The sequence below is a fragment of the Flavobacterium sp. genome (assembly GCF_027531905.1).
GTDB lineage: Bacteria > Bacteroidota > Bacteroidia > Flavobacteriales > Flavobacteriaceae > Flavobacterium.
The window spans coordinates 1-21,361 of sequence record NZ_JAPZSU010000001.1; the positions used below are offsets into that span (position 1 = coordinate 1).

17 protein-coding genes are annotated in these 21,361 nt (G+C 36.4%); 6 read left to right on the forward strand and 11 right to left on the reverse strand.

Going from position 1 to position 21,361, the window contains the following annotated elements:
- Positions 1-303: 303 nt before the first annotated feature.
- A complete protein-coding gene (locus O9307_RS00005; RefSeq protein ID WP_024981448.1) occupies positions 304-1,530 on the reverse strand; it encodes a Glu/Leu/Phe/Val dehydrogenase dimerization domain-containing protein in 1,227 nt (408 codons plus the stop codon).
- A gap of 104 nt (positions 1,531-1,634) precedes the next feature.
- On the opposite strand from O9307_RS00005, the gene O9307_RS00010 reads away from it, so the two are divergent.
- Together O9307_RS00010 and O9307_RS00015 are read left to right on the forward strand one after the other, a co-directional pair.
- Positions 1,635-2,228, forward strand: a complete 594-nt coding sequence (locus O9307_RS00010; RefSeq protein ID WP_298293834.1) for a TetR/AcrR family transcriptional regulator — start codon at positions 1,635-1,637, stop codon at positions 2,226-2,228.
- A 50-nt stretch (positions 2,229-2,278) separates the two neighbouring features.
- On the forward strand, positions 2,279-3,112 hold the full coding sequence (locus O9307_RS00015) for an alpha/beta hydrolase (protein ID WP_298293836.1): 834 nt from the start codon (positions 2,279-2,281) through the stop codon (positions 3,110-3,112).
- A gap of 87 nt (positions 3,113-3,199) precedes the next feature.
- On the opposite strand, the gene O9307_RS00020 is transcribed toward O9307_RS00015, so the two are convergent.
- The gene (locus tag O9307_RS00020) at positions 3,200-3,790 is read right to left on the reverse strand and encodes a chalcone isomerase family protein (RefSeq protein ID WP_298293839.1); all 591 of its coding nucleotides are present in this window, start codon (positions 3,788-3,790) and stop codon (positions 3,200-3,202) included.
- A gap of 475 nt (positions 3,791-4,265) precedes the next feature.
- On the opposite strand from O9307_RS00020, the gene O9307_RS00025 reads away from it, so the two are divergent.
- Positions 4,266-5,405 (forward strand): acyl-CoA dehydrogenase family protein, encoded by a 1,140-nt coding sequence (locus O9307_RS00025; protein WP_298293842.1) that lies wholly within the window; start codon positions 4,266-4,268, stop codon positions 5,403-5,405.
- Between the two features lie 390 nt (positions 5,406-5,795).
- On the opposite strand, the gene O9307_RS00030 is transcribed toward O9307_RS00025, so the two are convergent.
- Positions 5,796-6,371, reverse strand: a complete 576-nt coding sequence (locus O9307_RS00030) for a GNAT family N-acetyltransferase (protein WP_298293845.1) — start codon at positions 6,369-6,371, stop codon at positions 5,796-5,798.
- A gap of 111 nt (positions 6,372-6,482) precedes the next feature.
- Between O9307_RS00030 and O9307_RS00035 the strand changes: the two genes are divergently transcribed.
- Genes O9307_RS00035 through O9307_RS00045 form a run of 3 tightly spaced genes read left to right on the forward strand, consistent with a single transcriptional unit; the run spans position 6,483 to position 8,896 of the window.
- A complete protein-coding gene (locus O9307_RS00035) occupies positions 6,483-7,160 on the forward strand; it encodes an SDR family oxidoreductase (RefSeq protein ID WP_298293848.1) in 678 nt (225 codons plus the stop codon).
- 29 nt (positions 7,161-7,189) lie between these two features.
- A complete protein-coding gene (locus O9307_RS00040; protein ID WP_298293851.1) occupies positions 7,190-7,789 on the forward strand; it encodes a SprT-like domain-containing protein in 600 nt (199 codons plus the stop codon).
- A gap of 48 nt (positions 7,790-7,837) precedes the next feature.
- A complete protein-coding gene (locus O9307_RS00045) occupies positions 7,838-8,896 on the forward strand; it encodes a mannose-1-phosphate guanylyltransferase (RefSeq protein WP_298293924.1) in 1,059 nt (352 codons plus the stop codon).
- Positions 8,897-9,184: 288 nt separating this feature from the next.
- Here the strand turns inward: O9307_RS00045 and O9307_RS00050 are convergent, their stop codons facing one another.
- The 8 genes from O9307_RS00050 to O9307_RS00085 form a co-directional block, all read right to left on the reverse strand.
- Entirely contained in the window at positions 9,185-9,520 is a 336-nt protein-coding gene (locus O9307_RS00050) for a hypothetical protein (protein WP_298293854.1), read from the reverse strand.
- Positions 9,521-9,777: 257 nt separating this feature from the next.
- Positions 9,778-12,171: an AAA family ATPase gene (locus O9307_RS00055; RefSeq protein WP_298293857.1), complete on the reverse strand. Its 2,394-nt coding sequence runs from the start codon at positions 12,169-12,171 to the stop codon at positions 9,778-9,780.
- Between the two features lie 314 nt (positions 12,172-12,485).
- On the reverse strand, positions 12,486-13,241 hold the full coding sequence (locus tag O9307_RS00060) for an NUDIX hydrolase (RefSeq protein ID WP_298293860.1): 756 nt from the start codon (positions 13,239-13,241) through the stop codon (positions 12,486-12,488).
- A gap of 670 nt (positions 13,242-13,911) precedes the next feature.
- Positions 13,912-14,829, reverse strand: coding sequence for a sialate O-acetylesterase (locus O9307_RS00065; protein WP_298293862.1), 918 nt, complete (start codon positions 14,827-14,829; stop codon positions 13,912-13,914).
- 11 nt (positions 14,830-14,840) lie between these two features.
- A complete protein-coding gene (gene bglX / locus O9307_RS00070) occupies positions 14,841-17,066 on the reverse strand; it encodes a beta-glucosidase BglX (protein WP_298293866.1) in 2,226 nt (741 codons plus the stop codon).
- A 90-nt stretch (positions 17,067-17,156) separates the two neighbouring features.
- Entirely contained in the window at positions 17,157-18,005 is an 849-nt protein-coding gene (locus O9307_RS00075; protein WP_298293869.1) for an endonuclease/exonuclease/phosphatase family protein, read from the reverse strand.
- A gap of 249 nt (positions 18,006-18,254) precedes the next feature.
- The gene (locus O9307_RS00080) at positions 18,255-19,325 is read right to left on the reverse strand and encodes a glycoside hydrolase family 16 protein (RefSeq protein WP_298293872.1); all 1,071 of its coding nucleotides are present in this window, start codon (positions 19,323-19,325) and stop codon (positions 18,255-18,257) included.
- An 81-nt stretch (positions 19,326-19,406) separates the two neighbouring features.
- A complete protein-coding gene (locus O9307_RS00085) occupies positions 19,407-20,876 on the reverse strand; it encodes a glycoside hydrolase family 30 beta sandwich domain-containing protein (RefSeq protein WP_298293875.1) in 1,470 nt (489 codons plus the stop codon).
- Positions 20,877-21,361 lie beyond the last annotated feature (485 nt).

Here is a 21,361-nt window from a genome sequence, read left to right on the forward strand (position 1 = left end):
TTGTCTTTTAAAAAAATGTGTAGAAAAAACATAAGTTTTATAAATAATATTTTAAAATACAACCAAAAATCAGTGATAATCTGCCTAATCTGCGTGCCATTTTAACATAAAAATATTTGTGTCCAGACGGTAGGATGGCAGTGGCATCCTTTGCCTTTTTTCTTTAAAAAGGCAAAGATATAACGGACAGCGGGACGATGCTGCCCAGAAAGCCTTTTGTTGCTGCTCCTAAAAATGAAATGGGAAAGTATAAAAAAAGGTGCGGTTGATGAGCCGCACCTTTGGGAAATTTGTATGTTGATTTTATACCAATTGTTTCAAAGCGATTTCGAAAGCCGTCGCGCTAATGTTGTTTTTTGCAGCGCTTAAAGCGTGTGCTTTTACGATAGCATTTTTGATGGTTTCGGACGTGTCTTGAAAGATGGCTTCGTCAGTCATTTGTACTTTTTTCTCCATAAAATAGGCGAAAACTCTTGCCATTCCACAGTTGGAAATAAAGTCTGGAATCAAGCTTACTTTGTGGTCTACGTCTTCCATAATTGGGCCAAAGAAGATTTCTTTGTCGGCAAAAGGAACGTTCGCGCCACAAGAAATAACTTCCAATCCGTTGGCAATTAAACTGTCGATTTGGGATTGGGTTACCAAACGTGAGGCAGCACAAGGCGTGAATATTTCTGCGCCAATAGTCCATATTTTTTGGTTGATTTCTTCAAATGGAATCATATCTTCGGAAACCAATTTGTTACCGTCTTTGTTCAAAAATAAGGTTCTGATTTCTTCGAAAGAAAAACCATTTTCGTTGATTAATCCTCCGTCTCTATCAATGATTCCAACGATTTTAGCGCCCATTTCGGCTAGATAAAAAGCTGCGGCCGAACCTACGTTTCCAAAACCTTGAACAATCGCTTTTTTGCCTTTGATATCGCCACCGTAAATACTGTAATAGTGTCCAACAGCTTGAGCCACGCCATAACCGGTAATCATATCGGCAACGGTGTATTTCTTGGTTACATCGGGAGAGAATTTTGGGTTTTCTATTACTTTGATTACACCTTGGCGTAATTGCCCGATGCGATTGATTTTGTCTGCTTCGGTAGGTTTGAAGTGTCCGTTAAAAACTCCTTCTTGTGGATGCCAAACGCCACATTCTTCGGTCATTGGGATAACTTCGTGGATTTCGTCTACATTCAAATCGCCACCGGTTCCATAATAACTTTTTAATAAAGGAGAAACTGCTTTGTACCAACGTTGTAAAACGCCTTTTTTTCTTGGGTCGTTAGGGTCAAAGTTGATGCCTGATTTGGCACCACCAATCGCAGGTCCAGAAACAGAGAATTTTACTTCCATCGTTTTGGCTAGAGACAAAACTTCGTTCATATCCAATCCTTTTCTCATTCTTGTACCGCCACCAGCAGCACCTCCACGTAAGGAATTAATTACGGTCCATCCTTCGGCCTCGGTTTCAGAATCTTTCCAATTGAAGATGATTTCAGGCTGTTTATTTTCGAATTTCTTTAATAAATCTTTCATTAAAAATGGGTGTTATTTTGTTAAGCAAATTTACTTTTTTCAGTATATGAAAAAAAAAATTTCACATTTTTTGAAATATTTGATACCAATCGGTATCTTTGCGTATGAAGTCGTCAGAAATTACAAAAAGCAAGGTGCTGCAAGAAGCGATTACTCTTTTTAACACAAAAGGGTATCGGGCTACTTCATTGAGCGACATTACGAATGCGACTGGATTGACAAAAGGCGCCATTTATCGCCATTTTGAAAATAAAGAGCAGCTGGAAATCGAAGCATTTCAAAAGATGATGCATTCGATTTTTGAGACTTTGCAAAAAAGAATCAAAGCCGAAAGGAATACAAGAGATAAATTATTTTGTGTTTTAGAACTATTTCAAGACTACATCAATGAGCCTTTTTTTAGTGGAGGTTGTCCTCTGTTAAATGTTTCAACAGAAGTTGACGACACCACAATGATACTAAAAGACAAGGCTTTACAAGCCTTAACGGTCTTTAGAAATTCTATAGAAACGATTGTTATCAATGGTAAAACGCATAAAGAAGTGAATGCAATTGTCAACGAAAAATTGGTTGCCATTGTTATGATATCCTCGCTTGAAGGCGGTATTATGATGAGTAAATTACAGGATTCTAATAATGATATAGAAACGGTAGTAAAGCATCTAAAAAATTGGATTGTTGCTGATGTATTGTTATAAAAAAATTTACCCAAAACGATACCGATTGGTATCAAAAAATCAAAAACAAGATGAAATTAAAGAAAGTGATTCAAAAAAACATAGGATTTTACTTTAATATTTTGGCCTGTGTTCACCCAAAAATGCTACAGCGAAAAGGTTTTGCACTTTTTTGCAACCCATTTGCTCATAAAGTGAAACCACATCAAATGCAATTTTTGGAAAAAGGCATTGCTGAGGTATTGGAGTATGAAAACTATAAAATCCAAACTTATAAATGGGGCAACGGTTCCAAAAAAATACTATTAGTACACGGTTGGGCAAGTCATTCCTTTAGATGGAAAAAGTATGTAGAGCATTTGGTAAATAATGACTTCACCGTTTATGCGCTAGATGCTCCTGCCCACGGATTGTCTACTGGTAAAATGATTCATGTGGTTTTGTATGCGCAAGTAATTGCACTGTTTTTGCAAAGAAAACCAGAAGTTAACGCAATTATTAGTCATTCTATTGGTGGGTTTGCAACGACTTATTATTTAAATCAATACAAGACCAATAACATAGAAAAGGTTGTCATCATGGGAGCTCCAGGTGAAGCTACTGATTTTTTTGACTTCTATAAGAAAACCCTAGGTTTGAGTTCAAAAGCTTTAGAGATAATAATCAAAGAGTTTGAGTTACAATTGGGGCAATCGCCTACCTATTTCTCTACTGCAAAATTTGCTGAGCCTCTTACTATTCCAGCTTTAATCATTCACGATAAAGGAGATGAAGCAACGCATCATCATTATTCTATTCGATTAAACAAACATTGGAAAAACAGCCAATTGGTCTTGACCGAAGGATTAGGTCACGATTTAAAAAGTAAAGAAGTAATTCAAAGGGTTGTCAATTTTGTCCATTAACATGCATATAAAAAAAGCCGCTCCTGATTGATAATCAGTAACGGCAATTCTTTTTTTTGGCAAAAAGGGGGATTTTGTACGATACTTTTATTTTACTTTACCTAAAAGCGCGTTTTTAAGTTCAGTATCTACAGGATTGTTCGACAACCAAATTCCGAAAAAGGCTTTTTTGAAATCAAACCCTGGAATTCTTCCTTCCAATTTACTGTTTTTGTATACCAAGATTGCTTTTTCGGTAGAAGAATAAATCAAATTAAAAGCATCATTTTCTACTGTTGCTTCTCGGTTTAATAGTTCTTCTAACATATCCAATTGCATTTTGATTTGCGGTAGGTTTTCTTCGCCAATCGACTTTACTATCCCTTTGTGCAAAGATTTCGAAAGCTTCTCTGAACTCACCAAAGACGAAGTGATTTGCAAACGAATCCCCATATTAGTATCACTATCTAATATATCTTTAGCATCTTCTGATAGTTGTGTCAAATACAAAGCTTGTACATAAACATCTGTCCAAAATTTTGTTCGAGATCCGAACCCGTTCAATTGTAATTTTTGATTTTCAAAATCGATGGTTCTAGGAACTGTAACCCCATTGATCTTAAATTTTTCTTGGGCAATTCCTTTTGAAAATGAAAGTGTTAAAAAGAATACCACAAATAAAGTAATCGCTTTTCTCATAAAATGTACTGAATTAAAAATAGAGTGCAAATTTATAGTAAGCCAAAGGTTATTCAATATAGATTTTTGCCTAGCTGACAAGTATTAAATATTTTGTTTTAATTTAAATCAGTATCATTTGGCAAGTCAAAATATTAATTTAAAAAATAACATTTACATCATTATTGTGTTAAATTATTATGAGTCTAAAAAACGATAAAATGATACTTTTGATCAATAAGGTAATTTTCTCATAGTAATAAAAGATTAAAAGTTGTATTCCTTATTCCAAAAACGGATGATCTTTCTGTTTTAAGAAAATCTTATTTTGTGCAAAAACAGAAGATTCTAAGCCATATTTTTAGCGATGTACAAAAAAAAATGTCAATTATTTTAAACAAAAGCTAAATTGACGAAATCGTTTGAGTTTTTAATATATAAATTCTACTTTTGGATTCAAAATTTGAATACTTACTTAATATAAACTAAATACAACATGGATTTTAACCTTACTGAAGAGCATTTGATGATTCAGCAGGCAGCAAGAGATTTTGCTCAAACGGAATTGCAACCTGGAGTTATTGAAAGAGACGAACATTCTAAGTTTCCAACCGAGCAAGTGAAAATGATGGGTAACCTTGGTTTTCTAGGGATGATGGTAGATCCCAAATATGGTGGCGCTGGTTTGGATAGTGTTTCTTATGTTTTGGCCATGACCGAAATTGCCAAAGTAGATGCTTCTGCAGCAGTAATTATGTCTGTGAACAATTCATTGGTTTGTGCAGGATTAGAAAAATACTGTAACGAGGAGCAAAAAATGAAATACCTTGTACCCTTGGCTAAAGGCGAAGTGATTGGTGCGTTTTGCTTATCAGAGCCAGAAGCAGGTTCGGATGCTACTTCTCAAAAAACTACAGCGATAGACAAGGGAGATCATTACATTTTAAATGGAACCAAAAACTGGATTACAAATGGCGGTACGGCTTCTACCTATATCGTAATTGCGCAAACCGATATCGAAAAAGGACACAAAGGAATCAATGCTTTTATCGTAGAAAAAGGTTGGGCAGGTTTTGAAATTGGTCCAAAAGAAAAGAAAATGGGCATTCGCGGTAGTGATACCCACTCCTTATTATTTACTGATGTAAAAGTACCTAAAGAAAACAGAATCGGTGCCGATGGTTTTGGATTTGCTTTTGCCATGAATGTTTTGAACGGTGGAAGAATCGGGATTGCTTCTCAAGCCTTAGGAATTGCAACAGGCGCTTATGAACTAGCCTTGAAATATTCGCAAGAGCGCAAAGCCTTTGGAAAAGAAATTTTCAAACACCAAGCCATTGCTTTTAAATTAGCCGATATGTATGTTAAAATTACAGCGGCGAAATTGCTGGTAATGAAAGCAGCTTGCGAAAAAGATGCTGGACAAGATATTGCACATTCTGGTGCAATGGCCAAATTGTATGCTTCTGAAATTGCACTTGAAGTAGCCAACGAAGCGGTTCAAATTCACGGTGGAAACGGTTACGTAGCGGAATACCACGTAGAACGTATGATGCGTGATTCTAAAATTACTCAAATTTATGAGGGAACTTCAGAAATCCAACGTATCGTGATTTCTAGAGGTTTGGTTTCGTAATTAAGCTAAATATATTTTCAAACCATTAAAAAAGTAAGACGGTAAGTTCCTATTTGCCCCATCTTATTTTTTTGATGGTTTTTTTATTTATAAAAAATACATTTTTTTCATGTTTGAAGAATTAAAATGTTGGTATCTAAGTAATCACAAGTTGTTTCGAACCTTAAACGAAAACCAATTGAAACAATTATGCATAATTACAGGTTTTAAAAAAGCCAAAAAAGGTAAGATTATTTACTTTTCTTATTCTGAATTGCCAAGCGTTTTTTTGCTCAAAAAGGGAAATATCAAAATTGTTTCGGTAGACGAAATTGTTAATTTATAAAGCATTCTTATGGAAATTACAACATAAGTCCAATAGTATGTAATCCTAGTGAAAATTAAAAACAGCTAAACTAATTTATTAGGTTTACTCATTTCGTAAGCCAAAACATAATAGACATTGCTGTTATAATGGAATTCATCGATTACTTCCCAGCAAAGTTTCTCGGCATGCGCCTTATATGAAGGAATATTGATTTTGTTGATAAAAGTTAAAGACAAAGGATATTTCTCCATCATTTGAATTCTCATATAGTCAAAGAGCTCCGTGATGATGCCTTGCCCTCGGTAGTTTTTGTCGATGCAAATAGGTCCATATTGAAAGCTATTAGTAGTAGTTATTTCGAAATTTTTAAAAGAAAAACTCGGAAACAATTGTATCATGTATTCAAAAATAGGCCATTGTTTAAAAAATTCCCAGTCGGCTGCAATAATAAATCCAATGATGGAATTATCATCTTTTGCAATAAAGACGCCTTGTTGCTGGATTACAGTTTGAATTTGGGCAACGGTCAAAGCAGTGGTTACAAATCCTCCTTGTTTCTCTACTTCGGTTAAGTTGACTACCAAATTGGTTTGGTGCAAGGCTACGATTCCTGGAATATCTTTTTCAGTAGCTATTGTAATTTTGATGTTTGATGGCATGATTTCGGAAATTAGTTTTAAAAATACAAAATTGAAGCTAAAATTAGCCTTGCATGATAAGCATTTGCATTTTTCAAAGCCAAATTGTTTCGGTTTTGTTATTTTTGCTTTATGAAAAAAATTATCATTACTGGCACCAGTAGAGGCATCGGATTTGAACTGGCTTTGCAATTCGCCAATGCAGGTCATCAAGTGTTGGCCCTTTCAAGAAAAACACCTCAAGCGTTAATCGAAAATAAAAACATTACTTGCTTGTCTGTCGATTTGTCTTCAGAAGACGATTTGTATCAAGTAACTGATTTTCTCGATAACAGCTGGAAAAATGTAGATGCCATTATCCACAATGCAGGCGCTTTATTGAATAAACCTTTTGCTACCATTACGCAAGCGGATTTTGAAGCCATTTATAAAGTTAATGTTTTTGGAGTGGCCAATTTGACGCGAGTTGTATTACCTTATTTGCAAAAAGGAAGTCATGTGGTTACCATTAGTTCGATGGGTGGTGTACAAGGAAGTTTAAAATTTGCTGGTTTGGCCGCTTACAGTTCTAGTAAAGGAGCGGTAATTACCCTTTCAGAATTGCTAGCCGAAGAATACAAAGAACAAGGTATTGCGTTCAATGTATTAGCGTTGGGAGCCGTTCAAACCGAAATGCTTGAAGAAGCTTTTCCTGGGTACCAAGCTCCATTATCGGCTGCTGAAATGGCTCAATATATTTTCGACTTCACACTTACCGGAAACAAATACTATAACGGAAAAGTGTTGCAAGTCACTACCAGTAATCCTTAGCCCCCTAGCCCCCAAAAGGGGGAATTAATATGAGCGATACCCTTTTAAAATATTTGCCCGAACACGCCGTAAAGCCAGTTTTTGAACTGATTGTTTCGAATCAGGTGCATTTGAAAATTGTCAATGAACGGGTGACTCGTCATGGGGATTATCGAAGAGGAAGTACTGGAAAACACGAAATCACGGTAAATTCAAACTTAAACAAATACCGTTTTTTAATCACTTTAATTCACGAAATCGCCCATTTGGTGGCTTTTGAAAAGTTTGGCCGCAACATTAAACCACACGGCTCCGAATGGAAATATACTTTTCAACGTTTGATGGTTCCGTTTATAAGACCCGAAATTTTCCCGAACCAGTTACTGCCTTTATTAGCAAGGCATTTTAAAAATCCAGCAGCAAGTAGCGATACCGATGCTACTTTGGCTTTGGCCTTAAAACAGTTTGACCAACAAAGCGATAAAAACTATATCTTTGAACTTCCGTATGGGAGTGTTTTTAGAATCCATAACGGAAAAATTTTCAGGAAAGGAGCCTTAAGAACCAAAAGATACGAATGTGTAGAGTTGAGTTCCAATCGGATGTATTTGTTTAATCCTAATGCAGAAGTTGAACTCTTACCACATTAAATGCACTTCCATCTTATATGGCAAAAGTGCTAAATGATACTAAATACCATGAATAAAAATTATTATGCCATCTTGATGGCTGGAGGAGTAGGGTCACGATTTTGGCCAGTGAGCACAACAGATTTCCCAAAACAATTTCACGATATGTTAGGAACGGGAGAAACGCTGATACAAAAAACATTCAGTAGATTATCGCAGCTAATTCCTAAAGAAAACATACTAATCCTTACCAATGATGCTTATAATTCCATTGTCCTAGAGCAATTGCCTATGGTGAGTCAGGATCAAATCGTTTTGGAACCCGCCATGCGAAATACGGCTCCTTGTATTTTATTTGCTTCGCTAAAGATCAAAAAACTGAATCCAAACGCTGTAGTCGTGGTAGCTCCAAGTGATCACTGGATTGAAGATGAAGTGCAGTTTATTGCTAATTTGCAACTCTCTTTTGATTTGTGCGAAAGAGAAGACACCCTAATGACTTTGGGTATTTTACCTACTTTTCCGAATACAGGTTACGGCTACATCGAGTATGATAAATTAGATAGCAGACCTATAAAAAAAGTCGTTCAGTTTCGTGAAAAACCTGATTATCCTACCGCCAGAAAATTTATTCAGAGTCGGAATTTTTTATGGAATGCAGGGATTTTTATTTGGAGTATTCCTTCTATTCTAAAAGCTTTCGAAGCATTTCAATCAGCCATGTTGGCTCATTTTATGAAGGGATATAGTAGTTATAATACCGCCTCTGAGCATGATTTTATAAAAGAAAATTATCCATTAGCCGAAAATATTTCCATAGATTATGCCATCATGGAAAAAGCAAAAAACACTTTTGTTTTATCCGCTACTTTCGATTGGAATGATCTAGGCACTTGGGGGTCACTTTATGACAAATTGCCCAAAGACAACCAAGATAATGCCGTGGTCAATGCCACCGTAATTTTAGAAAATGCTTCTAACAATATCATCCGTACCGCTGCCAAAAAACTAGTGGTGATTGATGGATTACATGATTTTATTATTGTAGATAAAGAAGATGTTTTGTTGATTTACCCTAAAAGCAAAGAGCAAGACATCAAATTGATTGCCAATAAATTGAAAAAATAAAAAGACTTGACAAATTCAAAAAAGAAGCCACATAAGTGAATAAAACACTGTGGCTTACCTATCAAAAATTACTTTTTACTTTCTAATAGTACTTTTCATGTCACTAGTGTAGTTTGACACTAATAAATTCGTTATTCTCGAATTTTAAAGTTAGGAAAATACAAGAACTGTTGCAAATCTTCATTTGGAAGAACATAATCTTCATCTTTACACATTTATCTTCTCGAAGAACGAGGCATCATACACAACAAATTTATCTGCTATTTAGAACGCTTTGTGGAGCGGATTCTAAATTATAAGATTTAAGAGTTTATATGCTCCAATTCCTAATCCAGCTCCAATCAAGACCCAGCAAAGTCTTTGTCTTTTGTCTGCTTGAACAATTTGTCTTTCAATTGTCTTACCGTTTTTAACTAATTCCAGTTCGATTTCTCTTTTATCGAATTGTTTGTATTTTGATTTCAAAATAAAATTTTCAGAATGCAAGTTTAGATTGTGTTTAACTCCAGAGAATGAGAATTTTTTAGAAACCGTTTTTCCGTTTAATAAAACACTTTCAATTCCGAATACAGAATTCAGAAATTCTATTTTATTATTTTCAATATTAAATTCAGCGTATTTCATTTTTCGTTAGTTTTTTAGCATTGTTTACAACGTTCGGGTACTACAGCGGGGTTTTATATAATGATTTGACACATAAAACATTCTAAAGATATTTACGTAAAAAGTCAGGAGACTTTTAACACTTTATCGGTTTACAAAACGATTTAAAATGGCACGAAGTTAGAGACATTCACGCAGCCTTAACGATAAAATTCATCTATTTATAAGAACACTTTGCAGAGCGGGCTTATGTCTTTTTTGTCTATTCACATCTATTGTCATAATCGCATTTCAATTAAATTTAGAGTGTCTTGAATTAAATTGTCCAATTCACTAACAGTAATAGTATTTGGATTCATACCCAATGTTGTATAGTCAGGATTTGGGTCTCCGTGATGCGATTTCCAAGAGACACCATTAATTAAATTTAGCTTTGAAATTATGTCGTCTCTATTTGTATTGTCTCTAAACGTAGCTGGAAAAGCGTTCAAAAAAGAAATTAATCTGCCAAAGGTTTGTTGTCCAGTCATTGAACGAATTTCTTTGTAAAATTTGAACCTCAGATGTGCTTCTAATACATTTCTCAACCAACCTAAAACCGAATCTTTCAAATTAATGTCTGGACTAGTTCTAAAGGCTTCTAATCTTTCAATGTGTTTAAAGTAGTCTATTTTAACTAATTCGTCTAAATCGCAAACTTCAATTTTAGAGGCTTTTGCTACAAAGTTTTCCGTTATCCGAAGTGTGCATTTTTGATTTATACCAATGTCTTTTCCGACTTCGTGAAGAAAAAATTCATTATGGCTTAAGACAACTACTTGTTTTAATTGCGAAAACAATGATTTAATAATTCCAATTGTGTAAGTTCGTCTGTTTGTGTCTAAACTTGATAAAGGGTCGTCAAAAATTAATATTTTGTCTTGTTTATTTGGGTCTACATCAAGTTTTGATAAAAAGAAAGCTAAAGCAATTGTGCTCTTGTCGCCTTCACTTAAACATTCTTTAGCGTTGAACGGTTGGTTGGGTACAAACGAAATATCTTTTCCATCAATTGTCAGTTTATAGCCTATTTGACTTTGTGTTGCCCTTCCTCGCGGTGCAACGTGAACAACATTTTCTATTCTGAAATGCGTTTTGAAAACATTTCCTAAATAGTGATTTATTTGTGTTTGATAGGTGTTGAAAAATGCAGTAGCTGCCGCTTGTTGCTGTTGAGATAACTGTGTATATTTTGTTTCTAATCCCCTTAGTGTTTGCCTTTCAGTTGTGAGTTGATTACAAAGCGTGTCAATAGGTGTTTCAAATCTCTTTTTAATTCTTTTTAATCTATCTACCTGAAGCTGTGCAGTTGCAACAGTTTGAATACTAAAACGGAATACTGTTATTGCTGCATTATAGGTTAAAACATTTTGATTGTAACTATCAATATTGCAATTAATCGTTTGACCTGAATTTTGAAAAGTAGTTACTGTGGTGGTAGCCACAGCAGCTGTTGGGTTTTGTATTTTTTGTTGAACCGATGCAATTAAATTTTGAAACTCTGTTCTTAAATCTACTTCGTTGGCAATGATATTAAAAACTGGCGATTGAACAGTATTGGGTAAATGTGTTGCCCAAGAAGTAATTCTTTCTGTGTTTGTTTGATTGATGTTATTTAACGCTTGTATAGCTGCTTCTAAATTAAAGTTTTGAAGCGATAGTAAATGAGTTTGAAGTCTTTGAATTAAGGCATTGAAGTCAGCATTGAATTTACTTGCATATGCATTTAGTATATCAGAGTTCGAATCTATTGATTGTTTGCAAAACGGGCAGGAAATATTTGGTTCGTTAGCTGCTTGTTTACTTTCTACATATGCAAAACCTTTTTGCAACCAATTTTCAGGTTCAATTAGTGTATTATCCGACAAGTCTTGACAATGTTGTGAAAACAAAGATTCTAAAGCTGTATTTTGAATAGTTTGAGATGTAGCTTGTAAGTCTGCAATAAGAGAGGTAAAGTCTATACCTGTCGTAATCCTTACAAGATTAGAAAGGGGTTGCAAGGTTTGTATTATTGCATTTGCACTTGCATTGGCTAATGCTGCCTCAGCAGCAGTAACCAACTGGTCGATATTGGTTGCTTGTGTTGTAGGTATAGCAAGAAAAGATGTGATTAAATCAGAGGTTAGATTATTTCCCACCTGTTTAATTAATTGAGCTTCAATTGTTGCTTGTTTTTGTTTTGACGCTGTTTTAGCATTTTTGTTTTGCTCAATTTGATTTTGAATTGCAACTCCCTGAGCTCCGACAACAAACTGATGCAGCTGTTTTCTGTGGTCATCACTAAAATCAAAACCAGAATAAATATTGTCATTGACAAAATGAATGTCAAAAATTTCGATATCAGGTAATTGAGCTGACCAACCTCCAGAACCGAAAGTATAGAAGACATTCTGTGGCGTTGCTATTTGAGTAATTTGTGCAGCTTGTGCTGTCGTATGATTTGTAGAAATTCTACTTTTAATTATTTCAGGATTGTTCGTTGTCAATGAACGAAAAACAGAAGTCAAAGTAGTTTTCCCTCCTCCGTTGTCTCCATAAATTAGGGTGAGCTTTTTAAAGTTAACTTGTCCAACTGCATTGTAATTTCGGTATTTTCCAATGGAAACAAGTCTTTCTACTTTATTTATCATATTTCAATTTGTCTTTTTTTAGTTTCTGGTTGCAGTGTTGTTTTAGCCTTGCTGGTAACCAGTGCATAGTTGCTACAAATTAGCTACTATACTTCCATTATTGAGCAGATAGTCGAAGGTTGGTTTCGCAAAATCGTCTCCCAAATATATTTCTTTTTCTTCAAAAAAATATAAAAATTTTCTGTAAGAATGCAATCTGCAAAACCTCAAATTCAAAATTCAAAATTCAAAATTCAAATCTAAATTCCACAATCAAAAAATCGTTAATCAAGAATCAGCAATCATAGAGATTTTAGATTTTGGCACTAGTAAAATTACCAGCCTTGGGTGAGGCCGTTTTTTACGACTTCTTCGTAGCGTTCTTTGTCAAAACGGTACAAGTTGGGCGCCTTGTGTGCGACGTTGCTTTTCTTTTCGTCGAGTTTGATGAGGATGCCTATGGCCGTGATTTTTCGGAGGAAATTGCGGCGGTCGAGCTGGCGTCCTAATATGGTTTCGTATAGTTTTTGCAACTCGGGTATGGTGAATTTTTCGGGCAGCAGGTTGTAGCCTACGGGCATCAAATTGAGCTCGGTGCGGAGTGTGGCCAAGGCGGTGTCTAGGATTTCGCGGTGGTCCAAAATGAGTTCGGGTACGGCGCTGTGGTCAATCCATTCTACCACTTCTTTGTTGCCCTCGGATTGGGGCACGGTTTGCGAGAAATCGATCAAGGCGTAATAACCCACGGTGACAAATCGGTTCAAATACCATTGTGCGGCTTCGGGGGTAAGGCCATAAAATTGGACGACTTTTTGACTAAAATCGGACTGGTTGCGTTTCACTTTTCCGAAGGTGGCAAACTGGCGCAGGAAGATGCCTTTGACTCCCGTTCGTCCGTACAAAATAGAGACTGCAGCTTGGTCCAAATCTTCGTCAACGGGAACAAAACCGCCAGGCAACGCCCATTGGTCGCTGTATTTGGTCTTGTTCAAGAGCACTTTGAGTTGGTTGTTATGAAAACCAAAAATGACACAATCTATGGATAATCCAGGTTGGAATTGGTCTTTATTCTCGAGTATTTTCATTAACATCTGCATCTTCTTTAAATTAATACGCCGCTATTGTGAGCGCAATTTAGTTTTTTTTGAGAAACAAAACCGTAAATTTTTATTCAAGCCAAGTATTCGCTTTTAAAATTTCCGCCACAAATTACACGAATGAACGCTAATTCATAACTGTTGGGTGAAAGTGAAACAAAATAAAAAAATAACCACACTTCGATACCTCAGCGCAAGCTAGAATCATAGATAAAATTTTGTAGAAGAAAATGATAGAAATAGTACTATTTTTCACATAGCTGAGTTATGTGAATAGTAAAACGTCTTTTATTTCTATTAAAAAGCTATAAATTCTATGCTTCTATGAGGTAAAAAGCATTTTACACAATGAATAATTGGTTATTTAAAAGTAGCTTAAAATTAAAAAGTTAGAAACCCATAAAACCATCAAAGGGAAAATTGCGTATATCAGAAGATACATTCCTAAAAAACAAAAGGAACACCCCAACGGCATATCGACCATTGGCTAACAAGAGAATCAAATAAACGCTACAAATTTCAACCTCTTTCAATTGAAAATCTAACTGATTTTTTTCTTTGCTAAAGTCAATTGAACCCAGTAAAAAAAACGATACTTTCTAACCGAAAGTACCGCTTTTGAATTGTAACAAACATATTTCAGTTTAGTTTTGGAACAACCATATTAGTAGTTTTTTGGTTTTTGGTGGTTCAAAAACAACATGGCTTTGGCAAATTCTTTTCCCAAATCTATATATCCCTCGCTTTTATAATGGTATTTATCCGAATAAAGATACTTGGAGGTGCTTCGCACAATACTTACGTTGGGTTCCGTAAGGGCAAATTTTTCTTGTCCGTATTGGACTAATTCTCCAAAACGCCAAATTTTCCCCAACTCATTATCACCTGAATCGGATATTTTTCCAATGACAATTGGCAAATCATTGTTTCTAAAAGCGGCACGTATGAGTTGCATCAATCGTTTCAAATTGTCATAATAGTCGTTCGCAATTTGTTCTGTTTTGTCGGCATCGCTTTCGCCTTGCATCCAAAGAATTCCGCTAGGCACCAACACGTCTTCAACACCATCGCCATTGATATCCTTTACAGCCATCGCAGCTTGTACTGTTTTTAAAAAATAATCGTATTGATTTTTTACTCTTCTAAAATCAGGTTCCCAAGAACCATATAATTTAGTGCCACTGCTATCAATAGCTGAACCGTTTCGGGCATATTTTATAATGGCAATCTTTTGATTGGGATATGCCTCTTGCAATTTTTGAACAAACGAAAGCTCAACCCCAAATCGGTCAGAAAGCGTGTTGTTTTTGCCATCCGAAACAAAACCTGTTCCGTGACCAGGCTGCAAAACGCCCCACTTTCCTAAACCGCCATTGGCATCATTATCCCCAACTGGGTTGCCTTGATAAATAAATGCTTTGTTGTTTTTTTTGTGTAAGGCATCAGGCAATTCTTTCACATAGCCAAAGCCTTCCATATTAGATTGCCCTCCCAAATAATATACTCTGATAGTATCTTTTTTTGTTTGAGCGAAAAGCATAAAAGGCATTAAAAGGAAAAAGGTCAAATTTTTCAATTTCATTTTTTCAAAGATTAAAATACTAATTCAAAACTGTCTTTCAAGCGAATATCTGCGGATGAAGCTCCTAACTGCACTTCGAATGCACCCGGTTCAGCCGCCCATTCCAATTTGGCATTATAAAAAGCTAGTTTTTCTTTATCTACAGTAAACGTAATCTTTTGCGAAGCTCCTGCTTTTAAAAACACTTTTTGAAAATCACGCAACTCTTTTACCGGACGCACTACACTACCCACTTGATCTTTTAGATACAATTGCACCACTTCTTCTCCATCGAATTTTCCAGTGTTGGTAAGGGTAAAAGAAACTGTAATGGTTTCATTTTTTTTCATTACTTTTTTAGACAATTGTAAATCGGAGTAGTTGAAAGTAGTATAACTCAATCCGTAACCAAAAGGAAACTTAGGGCTGTTCTTTAAGTCGATATAAGCCGAAACATAATTCGTAGCCGTTTCGTTCGACGCTGGTCTTCCGGTATTGAAGTGATTGTAATAAATTGGTATTTGTCCTTCTTCTCTTGGAAAAGACATTGGCAATTTTCCTGAAGGATTGTAATCCCGAAACAACACATCGGCAATGGCATTCCCCGCTTCAGAACCCAACCACCAAGTATATAAAATGGCAGGCACTTGATCTGCTGTCCAATTAAAAATAAGTGGTCTACCCGCATTGATCAACACGACTACTGGTTTGCCCGTAGCTTGAATGGCTTTTACTAATTCTTCTTGTACTCCTGGCAAACGCAAATTGCTACGGCTTTTGGCCTCGCCACTTTGATCTCTTCGTTCGCCAATGCTCAAAATCACTACATCTGCTTGATTGGCAACGGCAACAGCTTCTGCAAAACCTTCTGTATTGTCACCTTCGATGTCGCAACCTTTGGCATACAAAAGTTGTGTATTCTTCCCTACTTTATTTTGCAATCCGTCCCACTGCGAAACAATCTCTTTGGTATAATCCAATTCTGGTAATTCTACCGACCAGAAGCCCATATTTTGTTTGTATTCTTTTACCAAAGGACCAATGAATGCAATGGTTTTGGTCGATTTTGAAAGTGGTAAAATTCCTTTTTCGTTTTTCAACAAAACAATACTTTTGGCCGCCATTGCTCTAGCCACTTTTCGATGTTCTGGATTGTTTAAAGCTTTTTGTTCGCGTTCTTCATTATTGAATTTGAACGGATCATCGAACAATCCCAACTCAAATTTCTTGCGCAGTATCCGTTTTACCGCATCATCAATCAAAGCCATTGGCACTTTTTTCTCTTTTACCAATTGTGCTAAATAATAACGATAGGCATTGCTTTCCATATCCATATCGCTACCCGCTGTAATCGCTGCCAATGCTGCTTCTTTGTTATCTTTTGCATAACCGTGATTGACCATTTCGCCAATAGAGCCCCAGTCTGAAACTACGAAACCTTTAAAATTCCACTTACCTTTAAGAATATCGCGTTGCAAATAGGCATTGCCAGTGGCTGGAATTCCGTTCAAGTCATTGAAAGCATTCATAAATGTTGCCGCACCCGCATCTAAAGCCGCTTTGAAAGGAGGTAAATAAGTCTCCCACAACATTCGATTACTCATATCTACCGAATTATAGTCGCGTCCGCCCACCGCAGCACCATAGGCCGCAAAGTGTTTGACACAAGCCATCACCGAAGTAACGTCTCCTAAATTTCCTTGAAAACCTTTGACTCTTGCATAAGCAATTTTAGAACCCAAGTAGGTATCTTCTCCAGCACCTTCCATCACACGACCCCATCTTGGATCTCTAGAAATATCGACCATAGGCGCAAACGTCCAGTGAATTCCGGCAGCCGCAGCCTCTGTAGCTGCAATTCTTGCCGTAAGTTCCATCGCCTCCAAATCCCAGGAAGCGGCTTCCGCCAAAGGAATTGGAAAAGTGGTTTTGTATCCGTGAATGACGTCTTGACCAAATAACAACGGAATTTTCAAACGCGATTGCATGGCCAATTCTTGGTATTGACGCGTATATTTGGTACCCAAAATATTCAACATAGAACCAATTAGTCCTTGTTTGATTTCGGTTTGTTTGTTGGGATTAATGGTGATAGGACCAGTAGCAGCATTATCACCAGTATATTGATTGAGTTGCCCTATTTTTTCTTCCAAAGTCATTTGTCGCAATAACGCCTCGACTTTTTGATCAATATTCTTGGATTGTGCAAAAGCAAAACCCGTGAACATCAAAAAAGCTAGTATAATCTTATTTTTCATATCAGTTTTTTCTATCAAATGCAACAACGAACTTCCTATACACTGTCTTTCAACACTATAAGCTTCCGTCATTCATTGATGATAATTTCATTATTTTTTTGGTACCAATTCTACATAAACTGGAAAATGATCTGAAGGATAGCGCAAGTCTTTAGCATCAGTCAAAACCGCATATTTTTGAACGGTCAACCCGCTATTTTTTGACAAAAAGATATAATCAATTCGGTCTTTCACCGCCACATCATAACGAAATCCATTAAAAGTTCCCTCGGGTCCAAAAGGTTTTTCTTGGGATAGATCTCTGGCATCTTCCATCACTTTTTTCAATTCCAAAATTCTACTCTCGTTGGGAGTCGTATTGAAATCGCCCATAAAAATAACGGGGTAATTTTTAGTATTTAGTTCGGCTATGGTTTTTGAAATAAGCTGAATTCCTTTGGTACGGGCTTCCTGACCCATATGATCCAAATGCGTGTTGAATACCCAAAGGAATTGCTTACTTTTTTTGTCTTTCAATAAAACATAAGTACATACTCGGTTGCACGCAGCATCCCATCCCATAGAAACCTGATTAGGCGTTTCGGACAACCAGAAGGTATTGGATTGTAGGAGATCAAATCGGTCTTTTTTAAAAAACACACAAGAGGCTTCTCCTTTTCCTTCCAATTCTCTACCAATTCCTACCTTGACATAATTAGCAAAAGCTTGCGTCAAATCCGTTACCTGATTAGGTGTTGCTTCTTGTACCCCAAAAACATCTGGGGCATAAAACTGCATTTGCGCAATCCAAAAGTCCTTTCGATGCGACCAATCATTGAGCCCATCACTGGCTATATCCAAACGGATATTGTAAGTCATCACTTTTAAAGATTGTGCCGAAACTGTTGTTCCAATCAGCAGTACTAAAAGTCCTAGGATAATGTTTGCTTTGCTTTTCATCAGATAAAAGAATTTGTTTGTATTCATTATAATTCGTTGGATAAAACTTTTTTACCACATAGGAGACACATAGAATTTGTAGCTTTTTTTAAAAGAAATAAATAGACGTTTTACTATTCACATAGTTTATCTATGTCAGGAATAGTACTCTATTCCTTTTTTTTATATGTCGATTTATCTTACTCTATGATTCTAGCCTGCACTGAGGTATCGAAGTGTGGTTCATTTTATTTTAATCTCTCTATCAAATTAATTGTAAACTCTAATATAGTCAATTTCGAAAGTAGAGGAAGTAAAATTAGGATCTACATCTCCACCCCAAACACCTCCCATTGCCAGATTGACAATCAAGTAGAAATTTTTATTGAATGGAAATTTATCTGAATTTTGAAACGTATAAAACAACACATCATCTACATAAAATTTGATTTCGGAAGCAGACCAATTGGCTTTGTAAATATGAAACTCGGTACTGCTGTTTGGAACTTTTATGATTCCAGTATCAGGAGTCGCTCCAGAACGTCCAGGCGAATGCAGTGACGAATGATTTTGATCCAAATTCTTTCCAACCGATTCTAGAATGTCTATTTCGCCACAAGCTGGCCATCCTACTGTTCCAATATTGGCGCCAAGCATCCAAACTGCTGGCCAAGTTCCCACTCCAACTGGTACTTTTGCTCTAATGACAATCGTTCCATAGGTAAATTCAAACTTGCCATTGCTCTCGATTCTGCCTGAAGTAAACTTACCTTTACCATAATCTTCTCTATAAGCCGTAACTTTTAAAACGCCATTTTCAACGATTAGATTTTTAGAACGATTCGTATACGATTGCAACTCATTGTTTACGTGCCCTGGATCCCAAACTTGAGTGTTCCATTTTGAAGGATCAGGAGCTCCGTTTACGTTGAACTCATCAGACCAAACTAATTTTGATTCAACTTTTACCGTTACCGAAATAGTCGTATTGATGTACTGCGCACCATTATAAGCCGAAGCTAAAATGGTATAACTATTCGTGCCTACAGTTTTAAAAACATAAGCATAGTCGGTAGTGGTTACATCAATCACTTTGCCTTCTATCAATAGTTTGTATGAAGTAGCATTGGTGGCATTAATTTTAAAATTAACTTTTCCGCTTCCGTCACCAGCAGGGTTTTGCGCATCGGCACCCACAATAGTTGCGGTAACCGAAAGATTGAAAGGCGTAGGAATAACAGGTTCCTCAGAACCGCTACCCGAGCCACTACAAGAAAGAAAAACCAATAAAAACAAGCCTAAAACAAAGCCTATTTTGGTATTAAAAAGATGTGTTTTCATCGTTAGTTCATTTTTTTTTAATTTAAAAAAAGATTTGTAAAAGCGTTATCGCAGCATCTTGCAAATCAATGAATGTATAGCCTACCAAACAAATGTGGCTACTGCACCCGCATCAAGCGTGATGGTTACCCATTTTCCGTTGTTTTTAATATTAAATATTTCGTTGGAATTGCCATCGTTTTCTACAATCAGAACTTTTTTACCTGCTGGTGTTTTGAACGCCACATTGTTTAAGTTTCCTACTACGTTACTTCCAATTCGAACGGAACCCGCAGGAATAAATTTAGAAGCATGAGCAATGATATAATAGGCTACATTGCGATCGAAAGATTCACTAGAATTTATTGTCAAAGCACCTTTGCAAGTTGAACAACCACCATTTGTATGTGGTCCGAAAGCACCGTCATTGGCCAAATTCCATTCTAATGCATTTTTACTCCAATTGCGCATCGAGCCAATGATTACATTTTTTACATGCCATTTTAAATCCCCACCAAAATTACCCTCTGAAGAAGTGTATTGCTCTGTGAAATAAACATTCTTGGTAGGATAAGCATTGTAGATTGAAGAAAGTGCACTGATATCACCACCATACAAATGATACGCAGAACCGTCTACAAATGGCGATGCAGCAGCATCACTAAAAATGGTAGTGGCATATTGAATGTTGTCGCAATTGTGGTCGTAAGCAATAATCTTGGTGGTAATTCCAGCGGTTTTAAAAGCAGGGCCCAAATTGTTTTTGATAAAATTGGCTTGTTCTAAGGCTGTCATAACCATACTTGGATTATTCCCACCGTGCAAAGGTTCGTTTTGTGGCGTAATCGCATCGATGGTGATGCCCTCGGCTTTCATAAGTTGGATGTATTTTACAAAATAGTTTGCGTATACTCCATAGTATTTTGTTTGCAAACTTCCTCCAACGAAACTGGCTTTGTCTTTCATCCAAAGGGGCGCAGACCATGGTGTTGCAAGAACTTTAATGTTTGGATTGATGGCTAAAATTTCTTTTAAAATTGCAATCACGCCATTTTTATCTGGAGCCAAACTGAATTTTGACAAAGTCAAATCGGTATCGCCAGCAGGAAGGTCATTGTAAGTGAAAGGAGCCGCATTCAAATCTGAAGCGCCAATACTGATACGAATGTAGCTTACGCCGATACTAGTTGTTGAAGTACCAAAAAGTTCTTGTAACAATTCTTTTTTCTTGTTAGCAGTCAGCTGGTTAATGACATCGGCACTTCCGCCTGTTAGGGTATATCCAAATCCGTCGATGGTTTGAAAAGTTTGGGCATCGTTTACTTCGATAGAAGCATAAGCATTAGGCAAGGTTCCAAAAGCAAGGACGGTATTTTGTTTGGCCAATCGTACGGATTGATCGCCTTTGGTGAGCCAGAAATCGACTTCGTTTTTGGCAACGGGCGGATTGGGTGTAGGTGTGGGCGTTGGCGTGGGATCTCCTCCTTCGTTTGAGGATGAACAACTGATTTGCATGGCAATAGCCAAACTAAAAAGCAAGTGTCGTATAATTTTTTTTATATAAAATTTCATAGTTATGATTGTTTTTGGTTCTACCCTGATTTGTGTGGGTTTTACTATTTTAAGTAGTGTTTTGCTAACACAAGCAACTTCATTTTTTGAACCATTTAAGGCATTTAAGGTCATATAAGTTTGACAAACATACCGTTCTTATTTCTTACACAATTCTTACTATCTCTACTACAACGAATTAATATACCTACATTTATAAATAGCCAATGATTCTTATATGGCCTTACACACCTTATATGTTTTTTTTTGCTTGTGTTTTTGCCCACACAATTTAGGGTAGTACCTTGTTTTATACTATTAAGATGGTTCTTTTTATAGGTTGCTTGCTAGTGAATGCTTCCAAAAATTCACAATTGATGGCTGCCTAGCCCCGACAGGAGGGATAAGCAGCTGAGCCGGGGTTCGGCTCAGCTGCTTAGGAAGGATGGCGGGAACGTTGCCTACTGGTACTGCCTGATGTTTCGCTCCCAATGTCATTAAGTTAA